Origin of the sequence: Arthrobacter sp. YN, from assembly GCF_002224285.1 — a bacterium.
In the GTDB taxonomy this organism is placed as follows: domain Bacteria; phylum Actinomycetota; class Actinomycetes; order Actinomycetales; family Micrococcaceae; genus Arthrobacter.
On the sequence record NZ_CP022436.1, the window covers coordinates 4430938 to 4457176 of the forward strand.

Sequence of the window (26239 nt, forward strand, 5' to 3'; positions counted from 1 at the left end):
GACCACACTGGAAACATCGCCGCGTGCCTCACTGGCCGCCAAGACTTACTACCCGAGCGGAGTACCAATGGAGACTTACGACGCCCTCCTGGCCTCGATCACCCCGGCCCCCGGCCAGAACAGCCGCACCATCCTTGACCCGGCAACGGGCCAGGCTGTCGGCGAAGCACCTGTTCACACGGTAGAAGACCTCGATGCCGCCATCGCTGCTGCCGCTGCAGCACAGCCGGCATGGGCTGCCTTGGGCCACAACGCAAGGTCCGCTGCGCTCATGAAAGCAGCCGACGCCGTCGAACGCTCCGCAGAAGAACTCGCCCAACTGCTCTCCCGCGAGCAAGGCAAGCCGCTGAACGGTCCGAACGCCCGCTTCGAAGTCGGCGCCTGCGCCGCCTGGCTCCGCGCCACCGCTGCCACGCTGCTTGATCCTGAAACCGTGGTGGACGACGGCGAAACCCGCGCCGAACTGCATTACCGGCCCATCGGCGTCGTGGGTGCCATTGGGCCGTGGAACTGGCCGATGATGATCACCGTCTGGCAGATCGCACCAGCGCTGCGCATGGGCAACGCCGTGGTGGTCAAGCCTTCTGAATACACTCCGCTGTCCGTGCTGGCGCTGGCCTCGATCATCAACCAGGAGCTGCCGGAAGGCCTGCTGTCCGTGGTCTCCGGCGGGCGCGACGTCGGCGCCCGGCTTGCTGAGCACCCTGCCATTGGCAAGGTCATGTTCACCGGTTCCACCGCCACGGGCAAGGCGATCATTCGATCGTCGGCCGACACGGTCAAGCGGCTCACGCTGGAACTCGGTGGCAACGACGCCGGCATCGTCCTGCCGGACTCCGACCCCAAGGCGATCGCCGAGGGCCTGTTCTGGGGCGCGTTCATCAACACCGGCCAAACCTGCGCGGCCCTGAAGCGCCTCTACGTGCACGAGTCCCAGTACGACGCTGTATGCTCCGAGCTCACTGCTGTTGCTGCGGCCATGCCGATGGGTAACGGCCTGGATGAGAACAACGTCCTGGGTCCGCTGCAGAACCGTCAGCAGTACGACATCGTGGCCCGGCTGGTTGAAGCCGCTCGCGATTCCGGCGCCCGGGTGCTGATCGGCGGCAACCCCGATCACGACCAGCCGGGCAACTTCTACCCCACCACGCTGGTGGCGGACATCGACAACGACAACCCGCTCGTCGCCGAGGAACAGTTCGGTCCGGCGCTGCCGATCATCAAATACAGCACCGTTGATGAGGCAGTCGCCAAGGCAAACGGGCTCGACGTCGGACTGGGCGCCTCGGTCTGGTCCTCAGACCTGGATGCCGCGCGCGAAGTCGCTTCCCGTATCCAAGCAGGCACTGTGTGGATCAACAAGCATGGCGCCGTCGATCCCCGCGTCCCGTTCGGCGGTGCGAAGCAGTCCGGCTACGGCTTGGAGTTCGGAGCCGAGGGCCTCAAGGCTTTGGGGGTCCCGCAGGTCATCAACGGCTAACCCCCGCTGCGCTTACCCAAGTAGGTGACAGATAACGTCGCAATGAGCCCTCATAGTGACGTTATCTGTTACCTACTTTTGCTTTCCCAGTGCTCCACGCTGGCCAGGCTGCGATCGCAAGAATGATCACGCCGGATGCACCCACGGCGGCGGCGGCGAGCCCCGGTTCCAGTCTGGCAAAAACAGCTGCTCCCAAGGCCAGCACTCCCGTTGCGGCCAGGAATGGGCGGCGGGCGCTGGCAGCCCATGCGATGAGCGCGATCCCGAAGAACGGGCTGTATAGGAAGCCCAAGGCGACGTCTGCGACGAAGAACGCTACGGCTGCGAAACAGAGCAACCCGGACGCGCCGGTCCGGTGAGCCAGCCTTCGACAGTAGAGGTAGACGGCGAGCGCTGAAAGAAGGCTCAACCCATGGGACGCGAGCTGCCACGGCTCTGATGCCAGCACGTTCTCGCCCAATAACCCTGATAGCAGGAAGGCCCAAACGAGCGTGAACAGGCCGATGCTCGTGCCCGCAAACCTTGCAACCCGCTGTTCGTTGGTTGCGCTACTTCTGAACGCTGTCGCCGTCGTCATCGGCCGCCCCCAATCCTTGTTGCGAACCTAGGGTCGGTGGCGCCCACTTGTCCAGTCACAGGGTGGACGCGGTTGGGAGGCAGGACCCTCAGCGTGTAACCATGAGCATCATGGCCCAGAAGATTGCGTACCAAGGTGAGCCCGGAGCCAATTCGGATCTCGCGTGCAAGGAAATGTTCCCCGAACTCGAGAGTGTTCCGTGCGCAAGCTTTGAGGACGCCTTTGAGCTGGTGTCCACCGGGGAAGTCGATCTGGCCATGATTCCCATCGAGAACTCCATTGCCGGACGTGTGGCCGATATCCACGTCCTGCTCCCGCAGTCCAAGCTCCAGATCGTGGGCGAGTACTTCCTGCCGATCCGCTTCGACCTTCTGGGTATTCCGGGCAGCACCATCGAGGGAGCTACCGAAGTTCACAGCCACATCCACGCTCTGGGGCAGTGCCGCAGGATCATCCGGGAAGCGGGCCTCAAACCCGTCATCGCCGGCGATACTGCGGGTTCAGCCCGTGAGGTGCGGGACTGGAACGATCCCCGCAAGTTGTCTTTGGCTCCGCCGCTCGCCGCTGGACTGTACGGTCTCGAAGTCCTGGCTTCCGGGGTGGAGGACGATCCCTCCAACACCACCCGTTTTGTTGTTCTGGCCCGGGAACGCGAGCTCCCCACCAAGGACGAGCTGCCGGGCCCCGCGATCACCAGTTTCGTCTTCCGGGTCCGCAACGTTCCCTCCGCCCTTTACAAAGCACTTGGTGGCTTTGCGACCAATGGCCTCAACATGACACGGCTGGAAAGCTACATGGTGGGCGACGAGTTCGCTGCCACCATGTTCCTCTCCGACGTCGAAGGCCACCCCGAAGACGCCCGTCTCCGCCGGGCCTTGGAAGAACTGGAGTTCTTCACTACCGAGGTCCGCGTCCTGGGTGTTTACGCCGCGGACGGCTACCGGGAACGGAACACCGTCACCGTCTGATCTACCCTTGATCCCGGGGGGATGCTGACGTGAAGAAGAAATCAAAGCAGTGGGATCCGCGGATCCTCTACGGCGGAATGATTGCGGTCATCATGGCCGTCTTTCTGTGGATGGCCCACAGCACTTTGCTTGGGGCATCCTTGTTCTTCGTCCCGGGGGCGACTTACACCTTTCTCCTTTTCCGAGTACTGCCCCAGTCATCCCGCGCTTCCATGCTGATGCTCTGCGCATTGCCCTTGGCATCCTATTCAGCGCTGTCGATTGAGGACGATCTAGGGATTCCGGCAGCCGCCTCGTGGTTCTTGGGTGTCATCGTCGGGGGAATCGCAAGTGGATACCCGTGGTCAGGAAAAAGAAGCCAGGCGGCGAAGAAACCCAGTGGAACCGTCGGGGCCGGCAAGGAATCCGTTGGAGGCCGGCGTCAGGCGATGATCAATGGATCCTGCGCGGCCGTCCTGATGGGAGCCGGCCTTGGTCACTTCATCTTCCAAAGCCCGACGGCGGCTGTCGGCGCCGTTTTGGCAGGCGCCTTGGTCTGCGGCTGGGCATTGTTCCGGTTTCCACCATCGGCCGTGACCAGGAACGCACTCCTTTTGGTCATCCCGGTGGAGTTCTTTTTGCTGGCATTTTTGGGAGGTAATACCAGCCAGATGGCTCTTCCGTTCGTGTGGACGTACGGCGCCTTGGCCGGCGTCCTCCTGGGAGGGCATTATTGGAGCGGCCCGCTTGTGGGTGCACCCCGGCCACCGTTCAGCAGCCAAGAGAAACGACGACGTAAACGCAAAAAGGTACGCCGTTCGCAGGACAAACAGAAACAGAACAAGGTGCCCGCGGGGCGCCGTTGACCATCGGGCCACCGGTTTTGCCATCGTCGGGCGGCGGATCGTATTGCTCGCATGAGCACCGGACCCGCCGCCGGACAATGGCGCGACACCCTGCTGCTGGAGCGCCGCCCGCCGGTCATTGACTGACAGTTACCGGCCCACCGGGGCCTGCTCTTCTTCGCGAGGCTGAACAGCGTCGGCAGAAGCCGAACGCCCCAGCTTGCTCGGCCACCAGATCTTGCTGCCGATGTCGTACGCGAGGGCAGGTACCAGCAAAGACCGGACCAGCACGGTATCCAGCAGCACACCGAACGCCACGATAAAGGCGAGCTGCACCAGGAACATGATGGGGATGACCCCGAGGGCCGCGAAGGTAGCGGCCAGCACCACACCGGCGGACGTGATGACCCCGCCAGTAACAGCCAGCCCCCGCAGTATTCCCGGGCGGGTCCCGTGCTTCAGCGACTCTTCGCGGACACGGCTCATCAGGAAGATGTTGTAGTCCACGCCCAGGGCCACCAGGAACACGAAGCCGAACAACGGCACCGTGGCATCGGCACCCGAGAATCCGAAGACCCCGTTGAACACCCACGCCGAGACACCCATCGCGGCGCCGTAGGAAAGCACAACGGACAGCACCAGCAACACCGGCGCCACCACGGATCTCAGCAGGAGCATCAGGATGAACAGGATGACGATCAGCACAATCGGGATGATGACCACAAGGTCGCGCTGCGCCGTGGTGTTCGTGTCCAGGGCGGTGGCCGTGACGCCACCTACCAACGCGTCGGCGTCGACTTCCTTGACGGCCACCCGCAGCGACTTCACCGCCTCTTCCGCTTCAATGGAGTCCGCGGCCGAGTTCAGCGTCGCATTGATCAGGACCCTGCCTTCACGCACGGCCGGGTCAGCAGGAGCACCGGGAGCACCGGTGATGGGCACGTTTCCGTCAGCCAGCAGGTAGGCGTCACCCACGCCGTCGGCGGCTTTGACCTTGTCCAGGACCTGCTGGGCGGAACCTTCCGAGGCGACCACGACGGCGGGGCTGCCGCTGCCGGCGTCGAAGTGCCGGGCCAGTGCTTCCTGTCCGTCCACAGCGTCGGAGGCCGAAAGAATGACGTCCGTTTGCGGAACTCCGTTGGCCTTCAACTGCATCAGGCCGGTGGAGGCCGCAAGGAGCAGGAGCACTGAAGCCACCCACACAACGCGCGGCCGCTTGGAGACCAGACGACCCGTGGCGCGCCACAGACCCTTTTGCCCCTCAAGTCCGGTGACAATCTCAGGTTCGCGTTCGTCGTCGGGCAGCAGCTTGGGACGGAAGGGCCAGAAGGCGGCCCGGCCAAGCAAAGCCATCAGCGCGGGCAGGAGCGTGAGCGCAGCGAACAAAGAGCAAAGGATGCCGGCAGCAGCCACCGGGCCCAGCGCCTTGTTGGAATTCAGATCGGAGAACAGCAGGCAGAGCAGCGCGATGATGACGGTGGCCCCGGAAGCGAGGATCGGCTCGAACGACGCCTTCCATGCCGTGATCACGGCGTGCGTGCGGTTGGCGGTGTGGGTCAGAGCCTCCCGGAACCGGGCCACGTACAACAGCGCGTAGTCGGTAGCCGCACCAATCACCAGGATGGACAGAATGCCTTGGCTCTGGCCGTTGAGCTGGATCCAGCCAGCCTTGGCCATGCCGAACACCAGCAAAATAGCGGCACACAGTGCAAAGACCGAGGTGAACAGCACCGCCAGTGGCAGCACCACCGAGCGGTACACCAGCAGCAGGATCACGAACACAGCACCCAAGGCAACCAGGAGCAGGATGCCGTCGATCCCGCCGAAAGCGTTGACGAGGTCGGCGGTCAGGCCTGCGGGTCCTGTGACAAAGGCCTTCATGCCGTCGGGCGCTCCGGGCTGGACGACGTCGCGCAGTTCCTGGACTTTCTCGCGGAGTTCATCGGAGGACGCCATCGGAACAATGAACTGGACGGCTTTGCCGTCTTCCGAAGGGATGGGCCCGACGACGGCGCTCCCCAGCTTGAGTGCCTCAATGTCGGCTTTCAGCTGGGCTGCTTCGCCCAGTTGGGCCGGGGTGAACGCAGCATCGCTCTCAACGATGACCACGGCGGGGATCTCTTCGGAGTCTCGGAACTTGGCCTGCCAGTCGCCCGCCTCCGTGGCTTCGGCGCCTGCGGGGAGGAACGAGGCTTGGTCGTTGGAGGAAACTTCTTCCAGCCGCCCGAAGGTAGGGCCGCCAATGCCGGCGATGCCGAGCCACGTGATGACCAGCACCACGGGGATCAGCCAGCGCAGCCAGAACGGTACTTTCCGCGAGTTCATGAGTCCTTCTTCTGTGGGGATGCTTGAGGCCTTTATTCCATCACAGATTATCTCTATGATGGAACTATTCCAAGGGTTGGCCCATCAGGATGCCAAAATCCTGCACTGCTGGGAGTAATATCCGGAAGGCAGTAATCACCAGACAAACGCTGGCAGGAGGGCGGATATGTCGGACACACCAGCCGCGCGCCCCGAAAACGCAGCTCCCCAAGAACTGGTGCGGCTCCTCCAGGACTTCACCCTCGAAGCCAACCACTACGTTGACGCAGCCGGTGGCCGGAACGACATGCATCGGACGGACCTCAACGCACTCGCCGTCATCATGCGCCACTCCGCGGCCGGCAAAGTGGTGACACCGGGTGTTCTCCGCTCCGAACTCCGGCTCAGCTCCCCCGCCACCACGGCATTGGTTGATCGACTGCATGCCTCCGGGCACGTGGTGCGCGAACGACTCGGCACGGACCGCCGGCAAGTTCAACTGCAGATGACACCCAAGGCCTACCGGGACGGCAGCGCCATGTTCATGCCGCTTGCCATCCGCATGGGCAAGGCCATGGCCGCCTACAGCTCCGAGGAACTGGAGCTTGTCACCCGCTTCATGACGGACATGGTGGAAGCAACCCTCGCCGCGCGCGAGGAAGCATCCCAACCCGAGGCAACGCGTTCCACCTGATTCCACCTTCCAAGTTGTAGCGTTTCCCTATGAACGCGCAGCAGCCTGAAGATGTCTACACCCACGGACACCACGAGTCGGTTGTCCGGGCCCACGCCTCACGGACGGTCGAGAATTCGGCCGCATTTGTGATTCCCCATCTCACCGCCGGGACTTCAGTGCTCGACGTCGGGTGCGGACCCGGGAGCATCACCTGCGATTTCGCCGGGCTGGTGGCGCCCGGGCAAGTGATCGGTTTGGACCGTTCGCCTGATATCGTCGCCCAGGCCACCGAGCTGGCCACTGAGCGTGGCGTGGACAACGTGACCTTCCAGACCGGCAACATCTACGATCTCGATTTCGAGGACGAATCCTTCGATCTCGTCCATGCCCACCAAGTCCTCCAGCACCTCACCGACCCCGTTGCCGCCTTGCGCGAGATGCGCCGGGTGGCCAAACCCGGTGCGATCGTTGCCGTGCGCGACGCTGATTTCCACGGCATGAGCTGGTACCCGGAAGTTCCGGAGCTCGACGACTGGATGGAGCTCTACCAGAAGATCGCCCGCCGCAACGGAGCGGAACCCGACGCCGGCCGACGCCTGGTTTCGTGGGCCCAGCAGGCTGGATTCACCCAAGTGGCTCCCACCAGCAGCAACTGGCTCTACGCCACGGCGCAGCAGCGCGCCTGGCAGTCGCGGGTCTGGAGCGAGAGGGTGCTGCACTCCGCCTTTGCTGAGCAAGCGTTGGAGTACGGTTTCGCCAACGAAGCCGACCTCGCCCGGATCGCCGCGGGCTGGCACCGTTGGGGAGCCACCGACGACGGGTACTTCCTCATCCCCAACGGCGAGGTCATCGCGCGGGCCTGAAACTTTTTGGAAAGAATTTCCAGAGCCATGTAGAAAAGCCCACCGCAGTTCCGACCCATGAGTGAAGGCACCTACAAAGGGCGCCCCCTCACAAGGAGTTTGAGATGAAATACATGATCATGATGTTCGGGTCGGCCGAAGGCATGATGGCGACCGCCGATCCGGAATGGATCAAGGAAATGATCGGGTTCATGATCCAGATCGACAAGGACCTGACTGAGTCCGGCGAGCTCGTTTTCAACGCCGGACTGGCCGACGGCAGCACCGCGAAGCTCGTCAAGCAGACCCCGGACGGCGTCATCACCACTGACGGCCCCTACGCCGAGTCCAAGGAATCGCTGGTGGGCTACTGGGTGGTCGATGTTGCGAGCGAGGAGCGCGCAGTGGAGATCTGTTCAAGCATTGTGAAGTACTCGCAGGTTGTTGAGCTTCGCGCCATCCCGAACGGACCGCCGGAGGTCTAGTCTTTGACCGAACCTTCACCGGAAGCACGAATCGAGGACCTGCTGCGCACCTTGGCGCCGCAGGTCCTCGGCGTGCTGGCGAGGACCCACGGGCAGTTCGATGCGTGCGAGGACGCTGTCCAGGAAGCACTCCTTGAAGCCTCCCTGCGGTGGCCATCGGCCTTGCCGGACAACCCGAGGGCGTGGTTGATGGCCGTCGCAAGCCGCCGTTTGGTGGACATCTGGCGCAGCGAAAGCGCCCGGCGCCTCCGGGAGGAACGGGCCGCAGCCATCGATTTCCAAGCAGGTTCAGTCTCTGAAGCAGACGACACCCTTACCCTGATGTTCCTGTGCTGCCATCCGGCACTGTCTGCACCATCGCAACTCGCCTTGACGCTTCGCGCAGTTGGAGGACTCACGACGGCGGAAATCGCCTCGGCTTTCCTGGTCCCCGAAGCGACCATGGGACAGCGCATCAGCCGCGCGAAACAGGGGATCCACAAGGCGGGAGCCACGTTCAGCATGCCGCCGGTCTCCGAGCGGAAGGCGAGGCTCGGCGTCGTACTCCACGTCCTGTACCTCATCTTCAACGAAGGCTACGCGGCAAGCTCGGGGCCATCCCTGCAGCGCGAAGAGCTCACCACGGAAGCCATCCGCGTGACACGCCTGCTGGTGGCCGTCGCACCGCATGAGCTCGAGGCCGTCGGCCTGCTGGCACTGATGTTGCTGACCGATTCCCGGCGGGCGGCGCGTGCTCTGCCGGATGGAACACCGGTGCCGTTGGCGGAGCAGGACCGAAGCCTGTGGAATCGGGAACAGCTGGAGGAGGGCGTCGCGCTGTTGTCCTCGGTGCTGGGGCGTGGGGCGGCCGGGCCTTATCAACTTCAGGCGGCCATCGCTGCCGTTCACGCAGAGGCCGCCTCAGACGAAGAGACTGACTGGCCGCAGATTCTAGCCCTCTACACAGTCCTTGACGCTGTCGCACCCAGTCCCGTGGTCACACTGAATCGCGCGGTAGCTGTGGCCATGGTTCATGGGCCCGTCGCTGGACTGGAACTGCTGGTCGGCCTGGATGCGGCGCTGGGCAGGACCCACCGCTTGGACGCCGTGAGAGGCCATCTACTGGAGATGGCCGGCTCCTACGCTGAGGCCCGCGCAGCGTACCTCTCGGCCGCCAAGAAGACCGGAAGCCTGCCGGAACGAAAGTACTTAATGGGGAAAGTAGCGCGGTTGGACGAGCGATAAGCCCATATAGTCGAACCCATGGAACAGCGCATACTTGGCAAGACCGGCCGATCCGTCTCCACCGTGGGACTGGGCACCTGGCAACTCGGAGCCGACTGGGGCTCCGTCACCGAAGAAGACGCCTTTGCCGTCCTGGAAGCCTCCGTACAAGGCGGCGTCAATTTCTTCGACACGGCAGACGTCTACGGTGACGGCCGCAGTGAGCAGTTCATTGGCCGCTTCCTGCGCGCCAATCCGGACCTGGACATCACGGTCGCCACCAAGATGGGCCGTCGGGTGGATCAAGTCCACGGGAACTACACTCTGGAGAACTTCCGGGCCTGGACCGACCGCTCGCGGCGCAACCTGCAGCAGGACACCCTGGACCTCGTTCAATTGCACTGCCCTCCCACGTCCGTTTACAGCAGCGACGAAGTCTACGACGCACTGGACACCTTGGTCAGCGAAGGCGCTATCCGCAACTATGGCGTCAGCGTCGAGCGCACGGATGAGGCACTCGAAGCCATCAAGCGCGGGAACACCGCTTCCGTGCAGATCATCCTCAACGCCTTCCGCCTGAAACCCCTCGACGAGGTGCTGCCCGCAGCCAAGGAAGCGGGCGTTGGCATCATTGCCAGGGTGCCGCTGGCGTCCGGTCTGCTGTCCGGGAAATACACGCCGGACACCGAGTTCCCTGAGAACGACCACCGGAATTACAACCGCGACGGTTCATCCTTCGACGTCGGCGAGACCTTCTCCGGCGTCGATTTCGCCACTGGCGTCAAGGCTGCGCAGGAGTTCAGCGGATTAGTGCCCGACGGCGTCAGCACCGTCCAAGCGGCTCTCGCCTGGGTCATCGCCCAGGACGGCGTCACATCGGTCATTCCCGGTGCGCGTTCTGCTTCGCAGGCAGCGGCAAATGCCGAAGCGGGTGGGCTGCAGGCTGTTGGGGCAGGCCTGGCTGACGGGGTGCGGGACATCTACGACCGTTACTTCCGCGAAGCGATCCACCCGCGCTGGTAGTTGACGGGCCGCCGTCGGGCGTTCTGCTGTTACCAGCCGCTGCGCGTCGGTGTGTGTCCCTTACGGGCTTCCTCAGGCATGGACATTTCTGCACGCAATCCGAGGAGCCGGATGGGACGGTCCGGCTCCATTTTTCCTGTGAGGTCCAAGGCCTGCGCGAGGACTTCTTCCCTGTCGAAAGTCTCGGGAATCTTCCTGGCGTAGGTCTTGGTGAAGAACGGTGCGTAGCGGACTTTCAGGGTCAGTCCGATCACGGGGCGTCCCTCCGCTGCGACGTCTTCCAGGACGTGGGCGGTCAGTTCCTTGATGGCGTCGCTGATCTGGGTGGGCTCGGTGAGGTCCTGCTGGAAAGTGGTCTCGCGGCCATGTGCCCGGGCCACCCACGGAGTGTCATCCACTTCGCTGGAGCCCTCACCGCGACCTAACTGCGCGTACCAAGGGCCCATCTTTGGGCCAAACTCCGGGACCAGGGCCTGGGGGTCGGTTGCGGCGAGCTCTGCCACTGTGGTGATTCCGTGCTTCGCCAGCCGTTGGGACACCTTGCTCCCCACGCCCCACAATTCCTTGGTGGGCTTTTCACCCATGACGTCGAGCCAATTCTCCTTGGTCAGCCTGAAAATTCCTGCGGGCTTGCCAAAATCCGTGGCATTCTTGGCGCGGACCAACGTATCACCGATACCCACACTGCAATGCAGCTGGGTTTGCTCGAGGACGGCGGCCTGGATCTGCCGGGCATATGCGTCCGGGTCCTCAGTTTCGACGCCGACAAATGCCTCATCCCAGCCAAGCACCTGAACCGTGGCTCCCGGCTGGGCGCGCAGCGTGGTCATCACTACGTCCGAGGCCGCCAGATATGCCTCTTGATCTACCGGCAGGATGATGGCGTCGGGCACTTTCCGGGCAGCAATCCTGAGCGGCATCCCCGAGCCGACGCCGAACGCCCGGGCTTCGTAAGATGCGGTGGACACCACAGCCCGCTCCGTGGGGTCACCCCGGCCACCGACGATGATCGGTTTGCCCGCGAGCTCGGGCCGCCGGAGTATCTCGACAGCGGCAATGAACTGGTCCAGATCGACGTGCAGCACCCACGGGATTCCGCTCACGGCACCAGTTTGCCCTACGGCGTTGCTTCCTGACCCTCTTTGATCCGCGGGAGCTCGGAAAACAACCCATTCCGGGTGCATTCCGGGTTAGGCGCCGCCAAAAGAGGTCAGGAAGCAACGCGTCCAAACCACCCACCTCACCGGCATAAGCTGAGGTGTGCAGTTTTCACTTTGGCTGGCCCTGGTTGGTGCCGGCACCCTGATCAGTTTCACTCCCGGCGCCGGAGCCATCTTCACCATGAGCAACTCGCTCAATTCCGGCTTCCGACGCTCCATCTGGGGCATTCTCGGACAGCAGGTGGCTCTGGTCATCCATATCGTCATTGTGGCCTTGGGCGTCGGCGTGCTGGTTTCCAACTCGCCGGTCATCTTCAACGTCATTCGCTATGCAGGCGCCGCGTACCTTGTGTACCTCGGCATCCGGCAGTTTCTGCGCAAGCCGGACCTGGACGAGGAGAAGGTGGACAGCCAAAAGAACGAGTCCGCCGTGTCCATGTTCCAGCGAGGCATCTGGGTGAATCTGCTGAACCCCAAGGCAATCGTCTTTTTCCTGGCGTTCATGCCGCAGTTCATCAGGCCGGACCAGCCGTTGCTTCAGCAATATGCCGTGCTGACCGCCACAGTCCTGGTTATCGACATTTTGGTGATGTGGTTCTTCTTCGCCCTGGCTGCGCGTTCCTTCCAGCGGTTCACCCACGACCAACGCGGCCAGACAATTCTGAACCGCATCTTCGGCTGCCTGTTCGTCCTTGTCGGCATCTTGCTGGCAGTCATCCACTAGCCACTGCGACCACGCGTGGTGCTACCGTCGTGGGCATGGAAGTGGACTGGATCGAACACCGACGTACGGACGATGGCGAGCACGTGGGGTGGATGAAGCCCGTTGACGACGGGTTCGTAGCAGTCGACCTGCTGGGACGCCCACGTACGGACGTTGTGGATTGGTTCACTGCCGAGGAAACACTCGATGACCTCGGCCTGCGCTACCTCGCCGAACCCCACGAATTGCTCCTCGACGACGGCGAGTGGCTGCGTGTGCGGATAGCGGAAGTGACACCTGACGCAGTAAGGGTGAAAAAGGAAGATTGGGGCGATATGACCGCTCCCCAGATCTACTTCACGGTGTCGAACCCCGTCTCGGAGGCACAGCTTCGACCGCTCTCCCCTGGCTAAGACGTAGATCCCCGGACCACCAGCGAGCTCTCCAGCGTCACGTGTGGTTCGTCCAGCGGCACGCCTTCCATGAGCCCTCGCAGCTGCTCCCCCGCCTTGCGCCCCAAGGGCGTTGCCGGCAGGTGCACGCTGGTGAGGCTGGGGTTGCTGGTGGCCGAGTAGGGCAGGTCATCGAAACCTGCCACAGCCAACTGCTCCGGGATCCGGACCCCCTCAACGCGCGCTTCCTGCAGAACGCCATAAGCGTGCGTGTCAGTACCGCAGACGACGGCGGTGACCCCCTCGCGCTGCCACTCCGGCCAGGCGTCGGCGAACGCGGCGGCGGCAGCACCGACGTCGATCGGGGTGCTGATGACATGGCCAGGGTCCACTGAAAGTCCGCACGAAGCAGCCTCCGCCAGGAAGGCTTCGCGCCGCAACAGGAACGTGGTTGTACCCGTCACGCCATCCACATAAGCAGCGCGGGTATGGCCGGAAGACGCCAGATGCCGGGCAAGTTCCCGCGCACCCTGGGCAACATCAAGGTTCACGGACGGCGCGTAGGACTCAAGGCCGGGTGCATCCAACAGGACCAACGGGCCGGCCGCGGACAGATCTTCCAGGAACTCTGCGCTGGGCGCCCCCACCAGCAACCCGGCGGGGCGCAGTGCCAGAAGTTTGCGGACATCGTCAGCCTGAGGCGACTCACCGGCGTCGGTCACGGAAAGCAGCAGCTGGTACTGGGAGCCCAAGGATTCCCGCACCCCTGCGATCACGTTGGCGAAGAAAGGGTTGGAAACGTCCGGTGTCACCAGGATGACGATCGAACTGACCCCGCGGGCCAGGGAACTGCCGATGCTGTCCACCACGTAGCCGAGTTCGGAAATAGCTAAGCGGACCCGGGAGATGTTGTCTTCAGAGACGCGCCCTTGGGTTTTGCCGTTCGCTACCAGGGAGACAGTCGCCGTCGAAACGCCTGCACGGGCGGCCACCATCGCGGCCGTCACGCGAGGTGAGCGGGGCGCGCGGCCATGTCGCCGATCCAGGGATTCCATGCATCGATCGTAGCGGTCCCATACCGTCTTGACCTGCGAGAAGGCATCAAGCGCTTGACGTTGCGAGGACTGCAGTGGACACAAAACAACGTTAAGCGTTTGACGTAGCCCACAAAGCAGTGCCAGAATTCCCCTGAATGCTTAGCGCCCTGCCCCGGGCAAGTACCTGGCAGGCCCCAATGACGTGGAGAGAACCGTGGAACCCAACACCATGACACCAGCACGCAAGAAGATCATTCTTGACTGCGACCCTGGCCATGACGACGCCGTGGCGTTGCTGCTGGCGCACGGCAATCCGGACATCGAGTTGCTGGCCGTCACAACGGTGGTGGGCAATCAGACCCTCGAAAAGGTCACCCGGAACGCCCTCTCGGTAGCCACCATCGCCGGCATCACTGGTGTCCCCTTCGCCGCCGGCTGCGACCGCCCCTTGGTCCGCACCATCGAAACCGCACCCAGCATCCACGGCGATTCCGGCATGGACGGCCCGGAGCAGCCCGAGTCCACCATCGAGCTGGACCCGCGTCACGCCGTCGACCTCATTATTGAAACTGTCATGGCACACGAGCCGGGCACTGTCACCTTGGTCCCCACCGCGGGCCTCACCAACATTGCGATGGCTGCCCGTAAGGAGCCGCGCATCGTGGAGCGCGTGAAGGAAGTTGTCCTCATGGGCGGCGGCTACCACGTGGGCAACTGGAGCGCCGTGGCGGAGTTCAACATCATCATCGACCCCGAAGCCGCACACATCGTTTTCAACGAAAAATGGCCCGTGGTGATGGTCGGCCTCGATCTCACGCACCAGGCGCTGGCCACGGACGAGGTGGTGAACCGCATAGCAAAAATCGGCACCAAGCCGGCCAAGTTCGTCATGGAGCTCATGGACTTCTTCCAGAAGACCTACAAGGACGCCCAGGGCTTTGATTTCCCGCCGGTCCACGACCCCTGCGCCGTGGCTTACGTCATCGACCCCACCGTCATGACCACCCGCAAGGTCCCGGTGGACGTTGAACTTCAGGGCAAGCTCACTCTCGGCATGACCGTTGCCGACTTCCGCGCTCCGGCCCCCGAGGACTGCCACACGTCGGTCGCCGTCGACCTCGACCACAAGAAGTTCTGGGACCTGGTCACCGATGCGATTGAACGGATCGGTGAACCAACGCACGACGCCGTAGCTGCCGCCACCGCTGAAGTAAGCGCCACCGCAGAGGCCATCCTTGCAGGAGAGGCAAAGTAAATGTCCTCCGTCGCAACCGAATCCAAGTCCACCCGCGGCAACGTCACAGCCCTCATGGTTGCCCTGCTGGCAGCCTGTGTGGCCTTCCAGCTCAACGCCTCCATGCTCAGCCCGGCCCTGGTCACCATGGGCAACGAACTCAACACGGACCAGGCCACCATCGGCCTGTCCCAGACGTGGTTCTTCACGGCCGCAGCGCTCTTCTCGCTGTTCCTCCCGCGCCTGAGCGACATCGTGGGCCGCAAGAAGATCCTTGTCGGCATGATGCTCCTGATGGCTGTTGGTTCGGTCATCGCAGCGATGGCCCCGGACGTCACGTGGCTCTTCGTGGGCCGCATCATTCAGGGCGTTAGCGGCCCCACGGTTCCGCTGTGCCTGATCATGCTCCGCTCAGCGGTCAGCAACCCCCGCAAGTACGGCACGCTCATGGGCCTCATCACGGCAGTCAACGGCGGCGTGGCCGGCGTCGACTCGTTTGTGGGCGGCTACTTCGCTGAGAACTTCGGCTTCCGCAGCATCTTCTGGCTCATGGTTGCACTGGCCTTGGTAGCCACCGTCCTGATCGCCGTCCTTGCCGGTGAAAGCAAGCCGGCCGCGGGCACCACCATGGACTGGCTGGGCGTGTTCTTCATCGTCGTCGCTGTTGGTGCACTGCTGACGGCTCTGAACGAGGGCGCCAAGTTGGCCACAGCCTTCGACGCCGGGACGCTGACTCTCGCGATCGTGCTCACGGTGATTGCCGTCGTCGCGTTTTTTGCCTTCTGGACTGTGGAGAAGCGCGCCAAGCAGCCCATGGTGGAAACCGTGCACCTGCGCCAGCGCTCTACCTGGGCACCGCTGCTGACTACCACCCTGACGATGACGGGCATTTTCGCAGTCATCAACGGCATCGTCCCCGCTTGGGTCCAGGCTGCCGACCCCGGTTTCGGCGTTGGCCCCACCGAGATGTCGCTGATCATCCTCACCCCGTACGCCCTGCTGGGTTGGCTGTTCGGCCCGATCAGTGGCCGCCTGGCGCCCGTCCTCGGCTACACCAAGGTCCTGCGCATCGGCCTGCTGGGCAGCCTCGTGGCATTGGCCATCATCGCGTTCTTCGGCCTGAACAACCTGCCCATGATGATCGTGGGCACGGCCTTGTTGGGCATCATGTACGCCGGTACCGTCAACATCATGCTGAACGGATTGGGCGTCGTCCTTTCGCCGCAGGGCAACCCGGGCTTCCTGCCGGGCATGAACGCGGGCGCCTTTAACCTCGGCGCCGGGCTGAGCTTCCTGGTCCTCCCGGCGGTCCTGGTGGCCACAGCTTCGCTCAATGATCCCAAGGCTTCTTACCTGACCGTTGTGGTGGTGGGCCTCGCCATCACACTTGCCGCCTTCGCCGCGTCGCTCCTTATCCCCAAGCCCGTGGACGCAGAAGTGACCGAGGACCAGAAGGTGACCGCATGACCAGCGCACCCAAGGCTGGAATCGTCGTCGTCGGCTCCCTGAACGCAGACCTCACCATCTACTGCGACCGTCTCCCCCAACCCGGCGAGACAGTTCACGGCAATGGTTTCGCGGTGAATCCGGGCGGCAAGAGCGCCAACCAGGCGGTGGCTGCCAGCAAGCTCGGCGGTCAGGTCAGCCTGGTCGGCGCCGTGGGCGACGACCCCAACGGCACCATGCTTCTGGATTCGACGGCCAGCGCCGGAGTGGACGTGTCCCGCGTCCGACGCTCCGACATCGCCACCGGCGTTGCCGTCATTTCCGTGGACGCGAGTGGTGAGAACAGCATCATCATCTCGGCCGGCGCCAATGGCACGCTCAGGCCCTCCGACGTCACGCCCGACGCCTTCCAGGATGCGGCGGTTGTGTGCCTCTGCCTGGAAGTGGGAATCGATACGGTGACCGCCGCAGCCCAAGCAGGGCACGACGCCGGGGCAACCGTTCTGCTCAACCTCTCGCCTTACGCGGAGGTGCCGGAGCGTTTGGCGGGGTTGAGCGATGTGCTGTTGGTCAACGCACACGAGGCGTCTTTGTTCCTTGGCGCAGAAGCCGACATTCCGGACGCTCAGGCCGGCGTCGAGGCGTGGGAACCGGTCCGAAGCCAGTTCGCGGACCGCGGTCTGCAGCGGGTCCTGGTGACCCTCGGCGCACACGGCTCCGTGGTGCTGGATTCGTGGGCACGTGGAGCTGAAGACCAGATCACCCGCATCGCCCCGACGCGTGTTTCTGCGATCGACACTACGGGTGCGGGAGACGCCTTCACGGGCGCTGTCGCTGCGCGCCTGGCGGCCGGGGAATCCCTTGCCGATGCCGCATCCTTCGCCTCGGTTGCCGCCGCGCTGGCTGCAACCAAGAAGGGCACGCAGGCCGCGTACCCGACCATCGCCGACGTCGAGCAGCTGCGGGGCGCTTAGCCCCCGCCGCACCCCACCGGGTCGCAATTGAGCGCATTTTGAGCCTTCAAAAAGCGCTCAATTGCGACCTGCTTGCGTTAGGCGGACTTGCGGGCTGCCCGTTGTGCTGAGCGCTCCACTGCCTTGCGGGACAGTGCGCCATGGCCGGCCATCAGCCGGGGAACCACGACGTAAACAGCAGCGGGAACCACGAGTGCCGTGAGCAGCAGCGCGCGAAGGACCGGATGCAGTGGCTCCATGATGGGGCCGAGGAGCAGCATGCCGATGGACACCAGCGGGAAGATGGCGAGCCAGGTAATAAGCGCCCGCATGTGAACGGAGGGTCCCTGCGGGCGGGCCGTCGACGTTGTGGGTTCTACGGCGGTTTGGGAGGTTGTTTGGGTGGTCATGGCATTCTCCAACTAAACGGTTGCTTTTGGCTTGGGATCACACTATCCCCACTTGCCCACAATTACAACCATTCAGTTGGAAACTGGTAATATGACCCTATGGCGTGGGACACAGAGCGAACCAAGGGACTGCTGCTCCAAGCAGCCACGTCCGAGTTTTGCGCGCGCGGACTTGCAGGAGCCCGTATCGACCGCATTGCCGCAGAAGCCGGGGTCAACAAAGAGCGGATATACCAGTACTTCGGCAATAAGAATGCGCTTTTCGACGCCGTGATCGTCGCCGCCCTGAGCTCCCTCATGGATGAAGTACCCATCGAAGGCAACGGGCCTGAGGCCATGGCAGACTACGCCGGCCGGCTCTTCGACCACCACCAGAAGGACGCAGCGGCACCACGCCTCCTGTTCTGGGAAGGTCTGGAACGGGGCGCGGAGGTTGTTGGGCTGCCGAAGCGGATGGCCAACTGTGCGTCGAAGGTCAACAGCACCATCGCCGCCCTCCCCGGCATTTCCAGGGAAGACGCCGGAGACCTGCTCATCACCATCGTGAGCCTCTGCGACGCCGCACCCGTACTGCCGGCACTCGATGGACTGATGGCCGGCAATGACCCCGGCCGCGCGCAAAGGCGACGCGCCGCCGTCGTACGCACCGTTTACTTGGCGGCTTCAGCGCTGGCTGCCGAAGCCTCCAACGCTGATTCGGCCCTCATCACCTAGGCACGTTCCGCGCACTCTGTGACAGCTTTGACACGAAAAGTGACTCAGTTGTGAAGTCGCCCCTAGCCAAGAAGGGGTGCCATCAATCATGCTTGCAGAATGTACTCAACGACGAGCCCATACCGCATCATCACGGTCTGCACTGGAAACATCTGCCGCTCGCCCATGGCAGCGCTCATGCTCTCCGAAGCCTTCGACGCGGAAGGGCTCGGCCAGCTCGTAGCGGTGGACTCTGCGGGCACCACAGGGTACGAGGTGGGGCACCCGATCGACCCCCGCGCCGCACGTGTCCTCACAGCCCAGCACATCGCTTCCGAGGACCACGTAGCCCGTAAATGGCGGCATGAATGGTTCGCGGAACGGGACCTGATCCTTGCGCTGGACGTAGACCATTTCGGCTGGCTCCAAGAAGGGGCGCCGGACCGCGCTGCACTCGAAAAAGTGCGAATGTTCCGCAGCTTCGATCCCCGCATGGAAGGGCGCAGCTCCCTGGACCTCGGCATCGAAGACCCCTGGTACGGCGGCCACACCGACTTCGACAACACGTGGACGCTCATCAAGGCCGCCATCCCCGGAATCGTGGAGCACGTCAAAGCAGCAATCGCCTCCGCGGAGGCCGCCGCTGACACCGACCACCAGCAGGTAACCTCTATGACATGACCCCTGCACCCGTGATCATCGCTGTTGACGGCAGGTCCGGCGCAGGAAAAACCACACTGGCCGTTGAACTGGCGGCACGGTTGCGGCAACACCACAAGGTTTCGCTGTTCCACCTGGAGGACATCTACCCCGGCTGGAACGGTCTCATGCCCGGCATTGAGCGCTACGTCGGTACGGTCCTGACGCCGCTCAGCTCCGGCCAGGCCGCGGAATGGACCAGCTGGGACTGGGAACGGCATTACGACGGCGGGCTGAACGTCACGCTGCCCGCCGAAATCGTGATTGTTGAGGGAGTTGGCGCTGCGGCGGACGCTGCCCGGCCCATGCTGGACGCGGTGGTGTGGGTGGAAGCGCCCGGTGACGATCGCCGTCGTCGTGCGTTGGCGCGGGACGGAAGCACCTACGAACCGTACTGGGACAGCTGGGCAGCCCAGGAGGACGAGTGGCTTTCCACCGATCAGGTCATCGGCGCCGCCGATGTTCGCGTGCAAAACCTTGCCGACGGCAACGCGCCGGAAGACGTCCTGCAGGCTCTCATGTACCTGCCTTCGGTGGCCTCGATTTTGTCACCCGAGCTCAGCGCACGGCGTGGCCTTCAACTACGCTCCGAGCGTCTGGAAGCAGTCCCTGACGCGGCGCTGCTCTTCGAATCCCTCTATGCCCGCTCCGGCAACGCCATCTGGCTCGATTCTTCCAACGCCTCTGCCGTCGCCGGCAGGTCCCAGGCCGCCGCCCGCAGCCGCTTCAGCATCCTGGCAGACGACGGCGGCACGTACGGACAGTCGGTACGCCACGTGTCGGGGACCACCCACATCACCGCGGGCTCAGCCACGGTGGCCACTTCCGGGCCGTTCTTCCGGTGGCTCGACACCGTCTGGGGCCGCAAGGCAGTCCGCGCGCCCCGCGGCTACGACGGCCAATTCACCCTCGGTTGGCTCGGCTGCCTTGGCTACGAACTGAAACGCGAAACCGGCGGCAACGACGTCGCCTCCCACACCCCGGACGCGGCACTGCTCTTCGCCGGACGGGCTGTGGTGCTGGACCATCGGGAACGTACCGTCTGGCTGCTCGCCCTGGAAGCGCCCGACGCCGACGAGTGGTTGCGCGCGGCCCGCACCGCCGTCGGGGCTGCTGCGGGTGGCTCCGGTCCTGCTGCCGAATCTTCCGGCGCCGTTGCGTCAGGTGCCTTTGCGTCAGGTGCCGTCCCTGAATTCGTGAGCCGGGACTCCGCGACGGACTATAAGCGCAAGATCGCGGACTCCCAGCACGAAATCAGCGAGGGCAATTCTTACGAGGTCTGCCTTACCACCACTCTTGAAGCCCCCGCCGGGGACCTGGACCCGTGGCGCAGCTACCTGAACCTTCGACGCCGGAACCCGGCACCGTTCGCCAGTTACCTCCGGTTCGGCGAACTGGTGGTGGCGAGCACATCGCCTGAACGCTTCCTCCGGATTCTGTCCGACGGCGGCATGCGCGCCGAGCCCATCAAGGGCACCCGGGGCCGATCATCCGACGCCTCCGAGGACGCTGCTTTGCGGCACGACCTCGAGACGTCACTGAAAGACCGCGCCGAGAACATCATGATCGTGGACCTGCTGCGCAACGACCTCAGCCATTTCGCCATCCCTGGTTCCGTGACGGTCAGCCGCTTGTGCGCAATCGAAAGCTACGCCACCGTCCACCAAATGGTCAGCACCATTGACGCGCATCTGAAGCCGGGGGCACCCCGCGCAGAAGCCCTGGCCGCGGCTTTCCCCGCCGGTTCCATGACGGGTGCGCCAAAGATCAGCACCATGGACATCCTGGACCAGCTCGAGTCGGGGCCCCGGGGCATCTATTCGGGGGCCATTGGCTACTTTTCCTTGAATGCGGCCACGGACCTCGCCGTGGTGATCCGTACCTTGGTGGTCAACCCTGACGCCGACGGCGGCAGAACGCTCTCCCTTGGCGTGGGCGGGGCCATCACCGCGGACTCCGTAGCCGACGACGAGTACGAGGAAATCAGGACCAAAGCGTACGGCGTGCTGTCCACCCTGGGCGCCGACTTCCCGGGCTGAGTTTTTGTACAGCCAATGCCCTTAAGAGCGCCCCTAAAGGGCGTCAGCTGTACTAAAACTACTGAAGCGTCGCGGTCAATCTGGCCACGTTATCCACATACTTGGCCAACGGGGGTCTATCCATCCAATCGTCCAGCATAAGCTCACGGGACACCTCGCGATATGTGGACTCCACGGCCCGCATGAGGTTCACGGTTTCGGCGCCAAGGAGCATCACCGAGACCTCCATGTTCAATGAGAAGGAGCGCATGTCCATGTTGCTGGAACCGAGCACGGCTACCTCGTCATCAATGGTGAAGTGCTTGGCGTGGAGGACGTACGGCGCCCGGTACAGGTAAATTCGGACACCGGCCCCCAGTAAGGCTTCGTAGTAGGAGCGTTGGGCGTGGTGGACCAGGAACTGATCGCCCTTCTCGGAGACAAAGAGTTCCACGTCAACACCTCGCTGCGCAGCTGTGGTGATGGCGTAGAGGAGGGAATCGTCCGGGACAAAGTACGGGCTGCAGATGGATATCCGGTGCTGCGCCGAGTAAATCAGCGTGTTGAACAGGCGCAGGTTGTTTTCGGTGGCGAACCCGGGGCCACTCGGCACTACCTGGGCGGTGACCTTGCCCGGCGCCGGCTGGGTGGGCAAGCGCAGCTGGTCTTCCAGCGATTCGTCGGTTTCGCTGAGCCAGTCCGTAGCGAAAACCACGTTAAGCGTGGCAACGATCGGGCCCTCCAAGCGGGACATGAGCTCCACCCATTTGCGGCCCACCTTGTGGTGCTTGGGGTTGTTGTAGGAAGGCTCAATCAAGTTCTGCGAGCCGGTGAACGCAATCTCGCCGTCGATCACCATGATCTTGCGGTGGTTCCTGAGGTCGGGGCGCCGCCATTGACCGTGGATAGGCAGCAGCGGCAGCATCCGCTTCCACTGGATCTTGCCTGCTTTGAGCCGGCGGATCAGTCGACGGTATCCCTTGACGCGCAACGTTCCGATGTGGTCGAAGAGCAGTCTGACGGTCACACCGCGTTCGGCCGCGTTCTCCAGTTCGGTGAGCAGTTCATCCGTCACGGAATCGCTGCTCATGATGTAGAACTCGGCGTTGACGTAGCTCTTGGCGCCCTTGACTGCTTCAGCCATGGCTTTGATGGACTCTTGGTAACCGGGGATCAGCTCCACCTTGTTGCCGTCGACCATAGGCAACGATCCAAGCCGATGGTTCAGCTCGCCCGCCGACTTCACCCATTCCGGCCCGGAATAGACGCTGACGGGATCAGCCAGATCGGAGGTCACCGCACGAACCCGGCGATTGACCTCCTCCTGCTGCTCACGCCGGCGCCGCGACAGCTTGAAATTGCCGAAGAGCAGGAACAGGACGAACCCGACAGATGGGATGAGAAACACAGCCAAAAGCCAAGCCATGGCGGTGGTGGGACGCCGGTTGCCGGGAATGACGCCCAGCAGCACAATGCGCATAATGACTTCCGCAATGGCCCATGCACCCAGTAACCAGGTCCACTCCTGGCCAAACGGAAAAGGAAAGAGCACCCGACAAACCCCCACAGTTCATGAACAACAGTGACCACAGCCTATCCGGCAAAGTCCCCTCCAGTAGGTCCGCACTAAGCTGGGACCATGACTTCACCTGCCCCCACGGTCCTCGTTTTCCTGGACCCCGCCTTCGAAAATGGTCGTATTGCCGATTCCAGCCAGCCGCAACTCATGGCAACGGATCTGGGTGCCACCCGCGGCGACGGCGTGTTCGAATCGCTCCTCGCTGTGCAAGGCCGCCCCCGCAAAGTCCAGGCTCACCTGAACCGATTGGGCAGTTCTGCGGCAGCCTTGGACCTTGCGCTTCCTGGGCAGGATGTCTGGCGCCGCGCCATCGAGACAGCCATCAACGAATTCCGCGATGTTCACCCTGCCCCTACGCCTGAAGAGGACGAGGTAGTGGTCAAGCTGATTGTGACCCGTGGCGTTGAAGGCGCCGCCAGCCCGACGTGCTGGGTACAGGCTTCGCCCTCACCTGCAGGCAGCCGCCGTCAGCGGCAGACGGGCATCGACGTCGTACTTTTGGACCGTGGCTTCGACACCGAAGCAGGCGAGCGCGCGCCATGGCTGCTCCTGGGCGCGAAGACGCTCTCTTATGCCGTGAACATGGCGGCGCTTCGCTACGCCCACAAGCAAGGTGCTGACGACGCGATCTTCACCTCCACTGACGGCCGGGTCCTGGAAGGCCCGACGTCCACCGTGTTGCTGGCGCACCTTGAAACGGTCGACGACGGCGACGGTTCCGTCAGGACGGTTCGTCGCCTCATCACTCCCCAGCTTGATAGCGGCATCCTCCCGGGCACCTCGCAGGGCGCATTGTTCGCCGCAGCGAAGGCCGCTGGCTGGGAACTTGGTTATGGCCCTTTGGAGCCGCAGGACTTGTTCGATGCCGATGCCGTCTGGCTGATCTCCAGCATCCGGCTGATCGCCCCCGTAAACCACATCAACGGTAAAGAGGTGGGCACGTCCGAGGTGCGCAAACAGCTCACTGCTGAGCTGAACCACCTGTTTGCGGGGATCGAGTAAGTCGCTTTTCTGCGGCTCTCCTTATGGAGCTCCGCATGGAACCTAACAGATAACAAGCAGAGTAATCGCTCGCATGACTTAATGATTAGGAACTCTTGGCCTCAGCCAAGAGCCGTTTGCGTGTTCAATCGCGTTCCTTATCCTCCTTGAATTGGTCATTCGTCATGTGATGAATCTTGTACTCGTGTTAGTTGGATCACGTCCGGCTGGTACTACTTCAGACTTTGCTGGCTAACTTCCCGGAGGGAATATGGGACTCAGCTCCCCCACAGAAGCCGAAGCATCGGCAACCGAGGCACAGTCCCGCACTGAGGCCTCACAGACAGGATTGCGACGGTCCATGGAGGCCCGGCACCTGGTCATGATCGCCATGGGCGGCGTCATCGGTTCAGGCCTGTTCGTCAGTTCGGGATACACCATCGCCACTGCGGGCCCTTTGGGCGCGGTCCTGGCGTTCCTCATCGGCGCCGTGGTGGTCTATCTGGTGATGGCCTGCCTCGGGGAGCTCGCTGTTGCGTTCCCCGTCTCCGGCGCCTTCCACATTTATGCCGCCCGGACCATCGGCCCCGCCACGGGATTCGCCACTGCCTGGCTGTACTGGCTTTGTTGGGCCGTGGCCTTGGGCTCGGAATTTACAGCGGCCGGGCTCCTCATGCAGCGCTGGTTCCCAGGCGTCGACGTCTGGATCTGGTGCTTCGTCTTCGCCACCGTCCTGTTCACACTCAACGCCGTTTCATCGCGTGTCTTTGGCGAATCGGAGTTCTGGTTCGCGCTGATCAAGGTCGCCGCCGTCGTCGGCCTGATCATCCTTGGTGGCGCCGCGCTGGCGGGCTTCCACCCCCTCGCCACGGGCGGCGATTACCCCTCCTTTGGCGAGAACTTCAGCACTCCGGAAGGTCTGTTCCCGAACGGTTTCACCGGCGTTTTCGTGACCTGCCTGGCAGTCTTCTATGCCTTCTCCGGCTCGGAACTGATCGGCGTTGCCGCGGGCGAAACTGCCAACCCCGGCGCGAACATCCCCAAAGCCATGCGCACCACGGTCATCCGGCTCATGATCTTCTTCGTCGGCGCGATCGTGGTCATAGCAGCCACCATTCCGTACGAACAAGTCAGCGTGGACGAGAGCCCGTTCGTCACCGTTTTCTCCATGCTCGGCATCCCGTACGCCGCGGACATCATGAACTTCGTGATCATCACGGCGCTGCTCTCCGCAGGCAACTGCGGACTCTTCTCCTGCGCCCGCATGCTCTTCTCGTTGGCTGACGAAGGCCACGCACCGCAGGTCTTCAAGAAACTCACCAAGCGCGGCATCCCCATGGTGGCGCTTTGCGTGAGCATGCTTGGCGGCCTGGCCTCATTGATCAGCAGCGTTGTGGCACCGGCCACCGTCTACCTTGTGCTCGTCTCGGTGGCCGGCTTCGCCACCGTGGGTGTCTGGATGTCCATCGTGGCCTCTCACTTCATTTACCGGCGGACCTTCATCAAGAACGGCGGTGACCTCAGCACCCTTCCCTATAAGGCACCGCTGTTCCCGCTGGTTCCGATCCTGGCTTTCGCCCTCTGTTTGGTCTCCCTGATTGGCATCGCCTTCGACCCCAACCAGGTAGCAGCGCTGCTGTTCGGCGTTCCGTTCGTGGGGGCCTGCTACGCCGTCTTCTACTTCAAGTACGGCCGACGACGGTCGCTCAAGAAGGCCGTGAACGCGTAGTTCTCCCTGCTCCGTAGCTTCCGGACCTGGTTTGGGCGCAGATCAGCCCCTGGACAACCTTTTTTGCGGGTTGACCAGGGGCTGTTTCCGTCTCAAAGAGGGTCAGGACGCGGGCCCGCCACCACCCACATTGAAACCGGGGCGGCCTTGACACGCCGGGCAGGGGGTGTGTTGAACAGGCCTTGCTACTCAAAGTTGGTGGTAGAGGCATGCCCCTTATTCTCCTGGGGTGTATTTTCTGGGCCTACTTCTTGGCCGCGCGTACCGGGTGCTCGCTCAAAATGGACAGGCGGTTGAAGGCGTTGATTCCGATGGCGGCCATGCAAAGCACACTGATCTGCTGGTCGTTGTAGTGCTGCCGGGCCTTTTCGAAGAGCTCGGGGCTAGGCCGCGACGAGCTCATCCGGGTGATCTGCTCTGCAATTTCCATCGCGACCACTTCCGCGGGCTCGAAGAGCTGCACTTCCTTGTAAACAGCCACCAATGACAAACGCTGTTCCGTTTCGCCGTATTTCAGGGCCCGACGATGATGAAGGTCCAGGCAGAAGGCGCACCCATTGATTTGAGAGCAGCGATAGTTGATGAGTTCAAGTGTCCGGCGCGAAATACCCAGCCGGTCAGCTTCCTCGACGAGCTGCTGGGAGTAGTGGCTCAGAGTCGCATAAAGATCCGGCTGCTGCTTGTCCAGATAGCCGGCAAGACGTGGTTTTGTTTCCTGTTCAGGCATGGTTGGAGCCTAACGCAAAGGGACCGGGCGCCCTTAGGTGAGAGACGGTCCGCCCCAGACCCGCGGGAGGTGAGAGACGGTCCGCCCCAAACCCGC

The 26239-nt window shown here is 63.2% G+C and carries 25 protein-coding genes; 18 read left to right on the top strand and 7 right to left on the bottom strand.

Annotated features, from left to right (window positions below):
* Positions 1-67 precede the first annotated feature (67 nt).
* Positions 68-1480, top strand: coding sequence for an aldehyde dehydrogenase family protein (locus CGK93_RS20340; RefSeq protein ID WP_089596383.1), 1413 nt, complete (start codon positions 68-70; stop codon positions 1478-1480).
* A gap of 61 nt (positions 1481-1541) precedes the next feature.
* On the opposite strand, the gene CGK93_RS20345 is transcribed toward CGK93_RS20340, so the two are convergent.
* On the bottom strand, positions 1542-1928 hold the full coding sequence (locus CGK93_RS20345) for a hypothetical protein (RefSeq protein ID WP_157731923.1): 387 nt from the start codon (positions 1926-1928) through the stop codon (positions 1542-1544).
* A 239-nt stretch (positions 1929-2167) separates the two neighbouring features.
* On the opposite strand from CGK93_RS20345, the gene CGK93_RS20350 reads away from it, so the two are divergent.
* Together CGK93_RS20350 and CGK93_RS20355 are read left to right on the top strand one after the other, a co-directional pair.
* The gene (locus tag CGK93_RS20350; RefSeq protein WP_089597647.1) at positions 2168-3025 is read left to right on the top strand and encodes a prephenate dehydratase; all 858 of its coding nucleotides are present in this window, start codon (positions 2168-2170) and stop codon (positions 3023-3025) included.
* Between the two features lie 29 nt (positions 3026-3054).
* Complete coding sequence (locus CGK93_RS20355) at positions 3055-3870, top strand: hypothetical protein (protein WP_232481431.1); 816 nt, start codon at positions 3055-3057, stop codon at positions 3868-3870.
* A 129-nt stretch (positions 3871-3999) separates the two neighbouring features.
* Here the strand turns inward: CGK93_RS20355 and CGK93_RS20365 are convergent, their stop codons facing one another.
* A complete protein-coding gene (locus tag CGK93_RS20365; RefSeq protein ID WP_089596385.1) occupies positions 4000-6174 on the bottom strand; it encodes an MMPL family transporter in 2175 nt (724 codons plus the stop codon).
* Between the two features lie 166 nt (positions 6175-6340).
* Between CGK93_RS20365 and CGK93_RS20370 the strand changes: the two genes are divergently transcribed.
* The 5 genes from CGK93_RS20370 (at position 6341) to CGK93_RS20390 (ending at position 10382) form a co-directional block, all read left to right on the top strand.
* A complete protein-coding gene (locus tag CGK93_RS20370; RefSeq protein ID WP_089596386.1) occupies positions 6341-6847 on the top strand; it encodes a MarR family winged helix-turn-helix transcriptional regulator in 507 nt (168 codons plus the stop codon).
* 29 nt (positions 6848-6876) lie between these two features.
* Positions 6877-7692 (top strand): methyltransferase domain-containing protein, encoded by an 816-nt coding sequence (locus CGK93_RS20375; RefSeq protein ID WP_089596387.1) that lies wholly within the window; start codon positions 6877-6879, stop codon positions 7690-7692.
* Between the two features lie 104 nt (positions 7693-7796).
* The gene (locus CGK93_RS20380; RefSeq protein WP_089596388.1) at positions 7797-8156 is read left to right on the top strand and encodes a YciI family protein; all 360 of its coding nucleotides are present in this window, start codon (positions 7797-7799) and stop codon (positions 8154-8156) included.
* Between the two features lie 3 nt (positions 8157-8159).
* Positions 8160-9380, top strand: coding sequence for an RNA polymerase sigma factor (locus CGK93_RS20385; protein ID WP_198318280.1), 1221 nt, complete (start codon positions 8160-8162; stop codon positions 9378-9380).
* Positions 9381-9398: 18 nt separating this feature from the next.
* On the top strand, positions 9399-10382 hold the full coding sequence (locus tag CGK93_RS20390) for an aldo/keto reductase (RefSeq protein WP_089596389.1): 984 nt from the start codon (positions 9399-9401) through the stop codon (positions 10380-10382).
* 29 nt (positions 10383-10411) lie between these two features.
* Here CGK93_RS20390 and CGK93_RS20395 read toward each other — a convergent pair whose 3' ends face one another.
* Positions 10412-11485, bottom strand: coding sequence for a DNA polymerase IV (locus CGK93_RS20395; protein WP_442857001.1), 1074 nt, complete (start codon positions 11483-11485; stop codon positions 10412-10414).
* A 157-nt stretch (positions 11486-11642) separates the two neighbouring features.
* Here CGK93_RS20395 and CGK93_RS20400 point away from each other — a divergent pair, with 157 nt between their 5' ends.
* Both CGK93_RS20400 and CGK93_RS20405 read left to right on the top strand, forming a co-directional pair.
* Positions 11643-12266, top strand: a complete 624-nt coding sequence (locus CGK93_RS20400; RefSeq protein ID WP_089596390.1) for a LysE family transporter — start codon at positions 11643-11645, stop codon at positions 12264-12266.
* A gap of 35 nt (positions 12267-12301) precedes the next feature.
* Positions 12302-12658, top strand: coding sequence for a hypothetical protein (locus tag CGK93_RS20405; RefSeq protein WP_089596391.1), 357 nt, complete (start codon positions 12302-12304; stop codon positions 12656-12658).
* Here the strand turns inward: CGK93_RS20405 and CGK93_RS20410 are convergent.
* Positions 12655-13692 (bottom strand): LacI family DNA-binding transcriptional regulator, encoded by a 1038-nt coding sequence (locus CGK93_RS20410; protein WP_089596392.1) that lies wholly within the window; start codon positions 13690-13692, stop codon positions 12655-12657. The two genes, CGK93_RS20405 and CGK93_RS20410, sit on opposite strands and share 4 nt — an antisense overlap.
* Positions 13693-13903: 211 nt before the next feature.
* Between CGK93_RS20410 and uriH the strand changes: the two genes are divergently transcribed.
* The 3 genes from uriH to CGK93_RS20425 are packed head-to-tail and all read left to right on the top strand — an operon-like array spanning position 13904 to position 17328.
* Positions 13904-14929, top strand: coding sequence for a uridine-preferring nucleoside hydrolase UriH (uriH, locus tag CGK93_RS20415; RefSeq protein WP_089597655.1), 1026 nt, complete (start codon positions 13904-13906; stop codon positions 14927-14929).
* Positions 14930-16375, top strand: a complete 1446-nt coding sequence (gene uriT / locus CGK93_RS20420) for a uridine transporter UriT (protein WP_089596393.1) — start codon at positions 14930-14932, stop codon at positions 16373-16375.
* On the top strand, positions 16372-17328 hold the full coding sequence (locus tag CGK93_RS20425) for a ribokinase (RefSeq protein ID WP_089596394.1): 957 nt from the start codon (positions 16372-16374) through the stop codon (positions 17326-17328). Before uriT ends, CGK93_RS20425 begins: the two co-directional genes overlap by 4 nt.
* A 77-nt stretch (positions 17329-17405) precedes the next feature.
* Here the strand turns inward: CGK93_RS20425 and CGK93_RS20430 are convergent, their stop codons facing one another.
* Complete coding sequence (locus CGK93_RS20430; RefSeq protein WP_089596395.1) at positions 17406-17717, bottom strand: hypothetical protein; 312 nt, start codon at positions 17715-17717, stop codon at positions 17406-17408.
* A 99-nt stretch (positions 17718-17816) separates the two neighbouring features.
* Between CGK93_RS20430 and CGK93_RS20435 the strand changes: the two genes are divergently transcribed.
* The 3 genes from CGK93_RS20435 (at position 17817) to pabB (ending at position 21148) form a co-directional block, all read left to right on the top strand.
* The gene (locus CGK93_RS20435) at positions 17817-18431 is read left to right on the top strand and encodes a TetR/AcrR family transcriptional regulator (RefSeq protein WP_089596396.1); all 615 of its coding nucleotides are present in this window, start codon (positions 17817-17819) and stop codon (positions 18429-18431) included.
* A 99-nt stretch (positions 18432-18530) separates the two neighbouring features.
* Positions 18531-19091, top strand: a complete 561-nt coding sequence (locus CGK93_RS20440) for a low molecular weight protein-tyrosine-phosphatase (protein WP_089596397.1) — start codon at positions 18531-18533, stop codon at positions 19089-19091.
* Complete coding sequence (gene pabB, locus CGK93_RS20445) at positions 19088-21148, top strand: aminodeoxychorismate synthase component I (RefSeq protein ID WP_089596398.1); 2061 nt, start codon at positions 19088-19090, stop codon at positions 21146-21148. Before CGK93_RS20440 ends, pabB begins: the two co-directional genes overlap by 4 nt.
* 58 nt (positions 21149-21206) lie before the next feature.
* On the opposite strand, the gene cls is transcribed toward pabB, so the two are convergent.
* Positions 21207-22679 carry a cardiolipin synthase gene (gene cls / locus CGK93_RS20450; protein WP_089596399.1) on the bottom strand — a complete coding sequence of 491 codons (1473 nt, stop codon included), beginning with the start codon at positions 22677-22679 and terminating at the stop codon, positions 21207-21209.
* Positions 22680-22766: 87 nt separating this feature from the next.
* Here cls and CGK93_RS20455 point away from each other — a divergent pair, with 87 nt between their 5' ends.
* Both CGK93_RS20455 and CGK93_RS20460 read left to right on the top strand, forming a co-directional pair.
* The gene (locus CGK93_RS20455) at positions 22767-23708 is read left to right on the top strand and encodes an aminodeoxychorismate lyase (RefSeq protein ID WP_089596400.1); all 942 of its coding nucleotides are present in this window, start codon (positions 22767-22769) and stop codon (positions 23706-23708) included.
* A 250-nt stretch (positions 23709-23958) separates the two neighbouring features.
* Positions 23959-25416 (top strand): amino acid permease, encoded by a 1458-nt coding sequence (locus CGK93_RS20460; protein ID WP_089596401.1) that lies wholly within the window; start codon positions 23959-23961, stop codon positions 25414-25416.
* 244 nt (positions 25417-25660) lie between these two features.
* Here CGK93_RS20460 and CGK93_RS20465 read toward each other — a convergent pair whose 3' ends face one another.
* Positions 25661-26143, bottom strand: coding sequence for a carboxymuconolactone decarboxylase family protein (locus tag CGK93_RS20465; protein WP_089596402.1), 483 nt, complete (start codon positions 26141-26143; stop codon positions 25661-25663).
* Between the last annotated feature and the right edge of the window lie 96 nt (positions 26144-26239).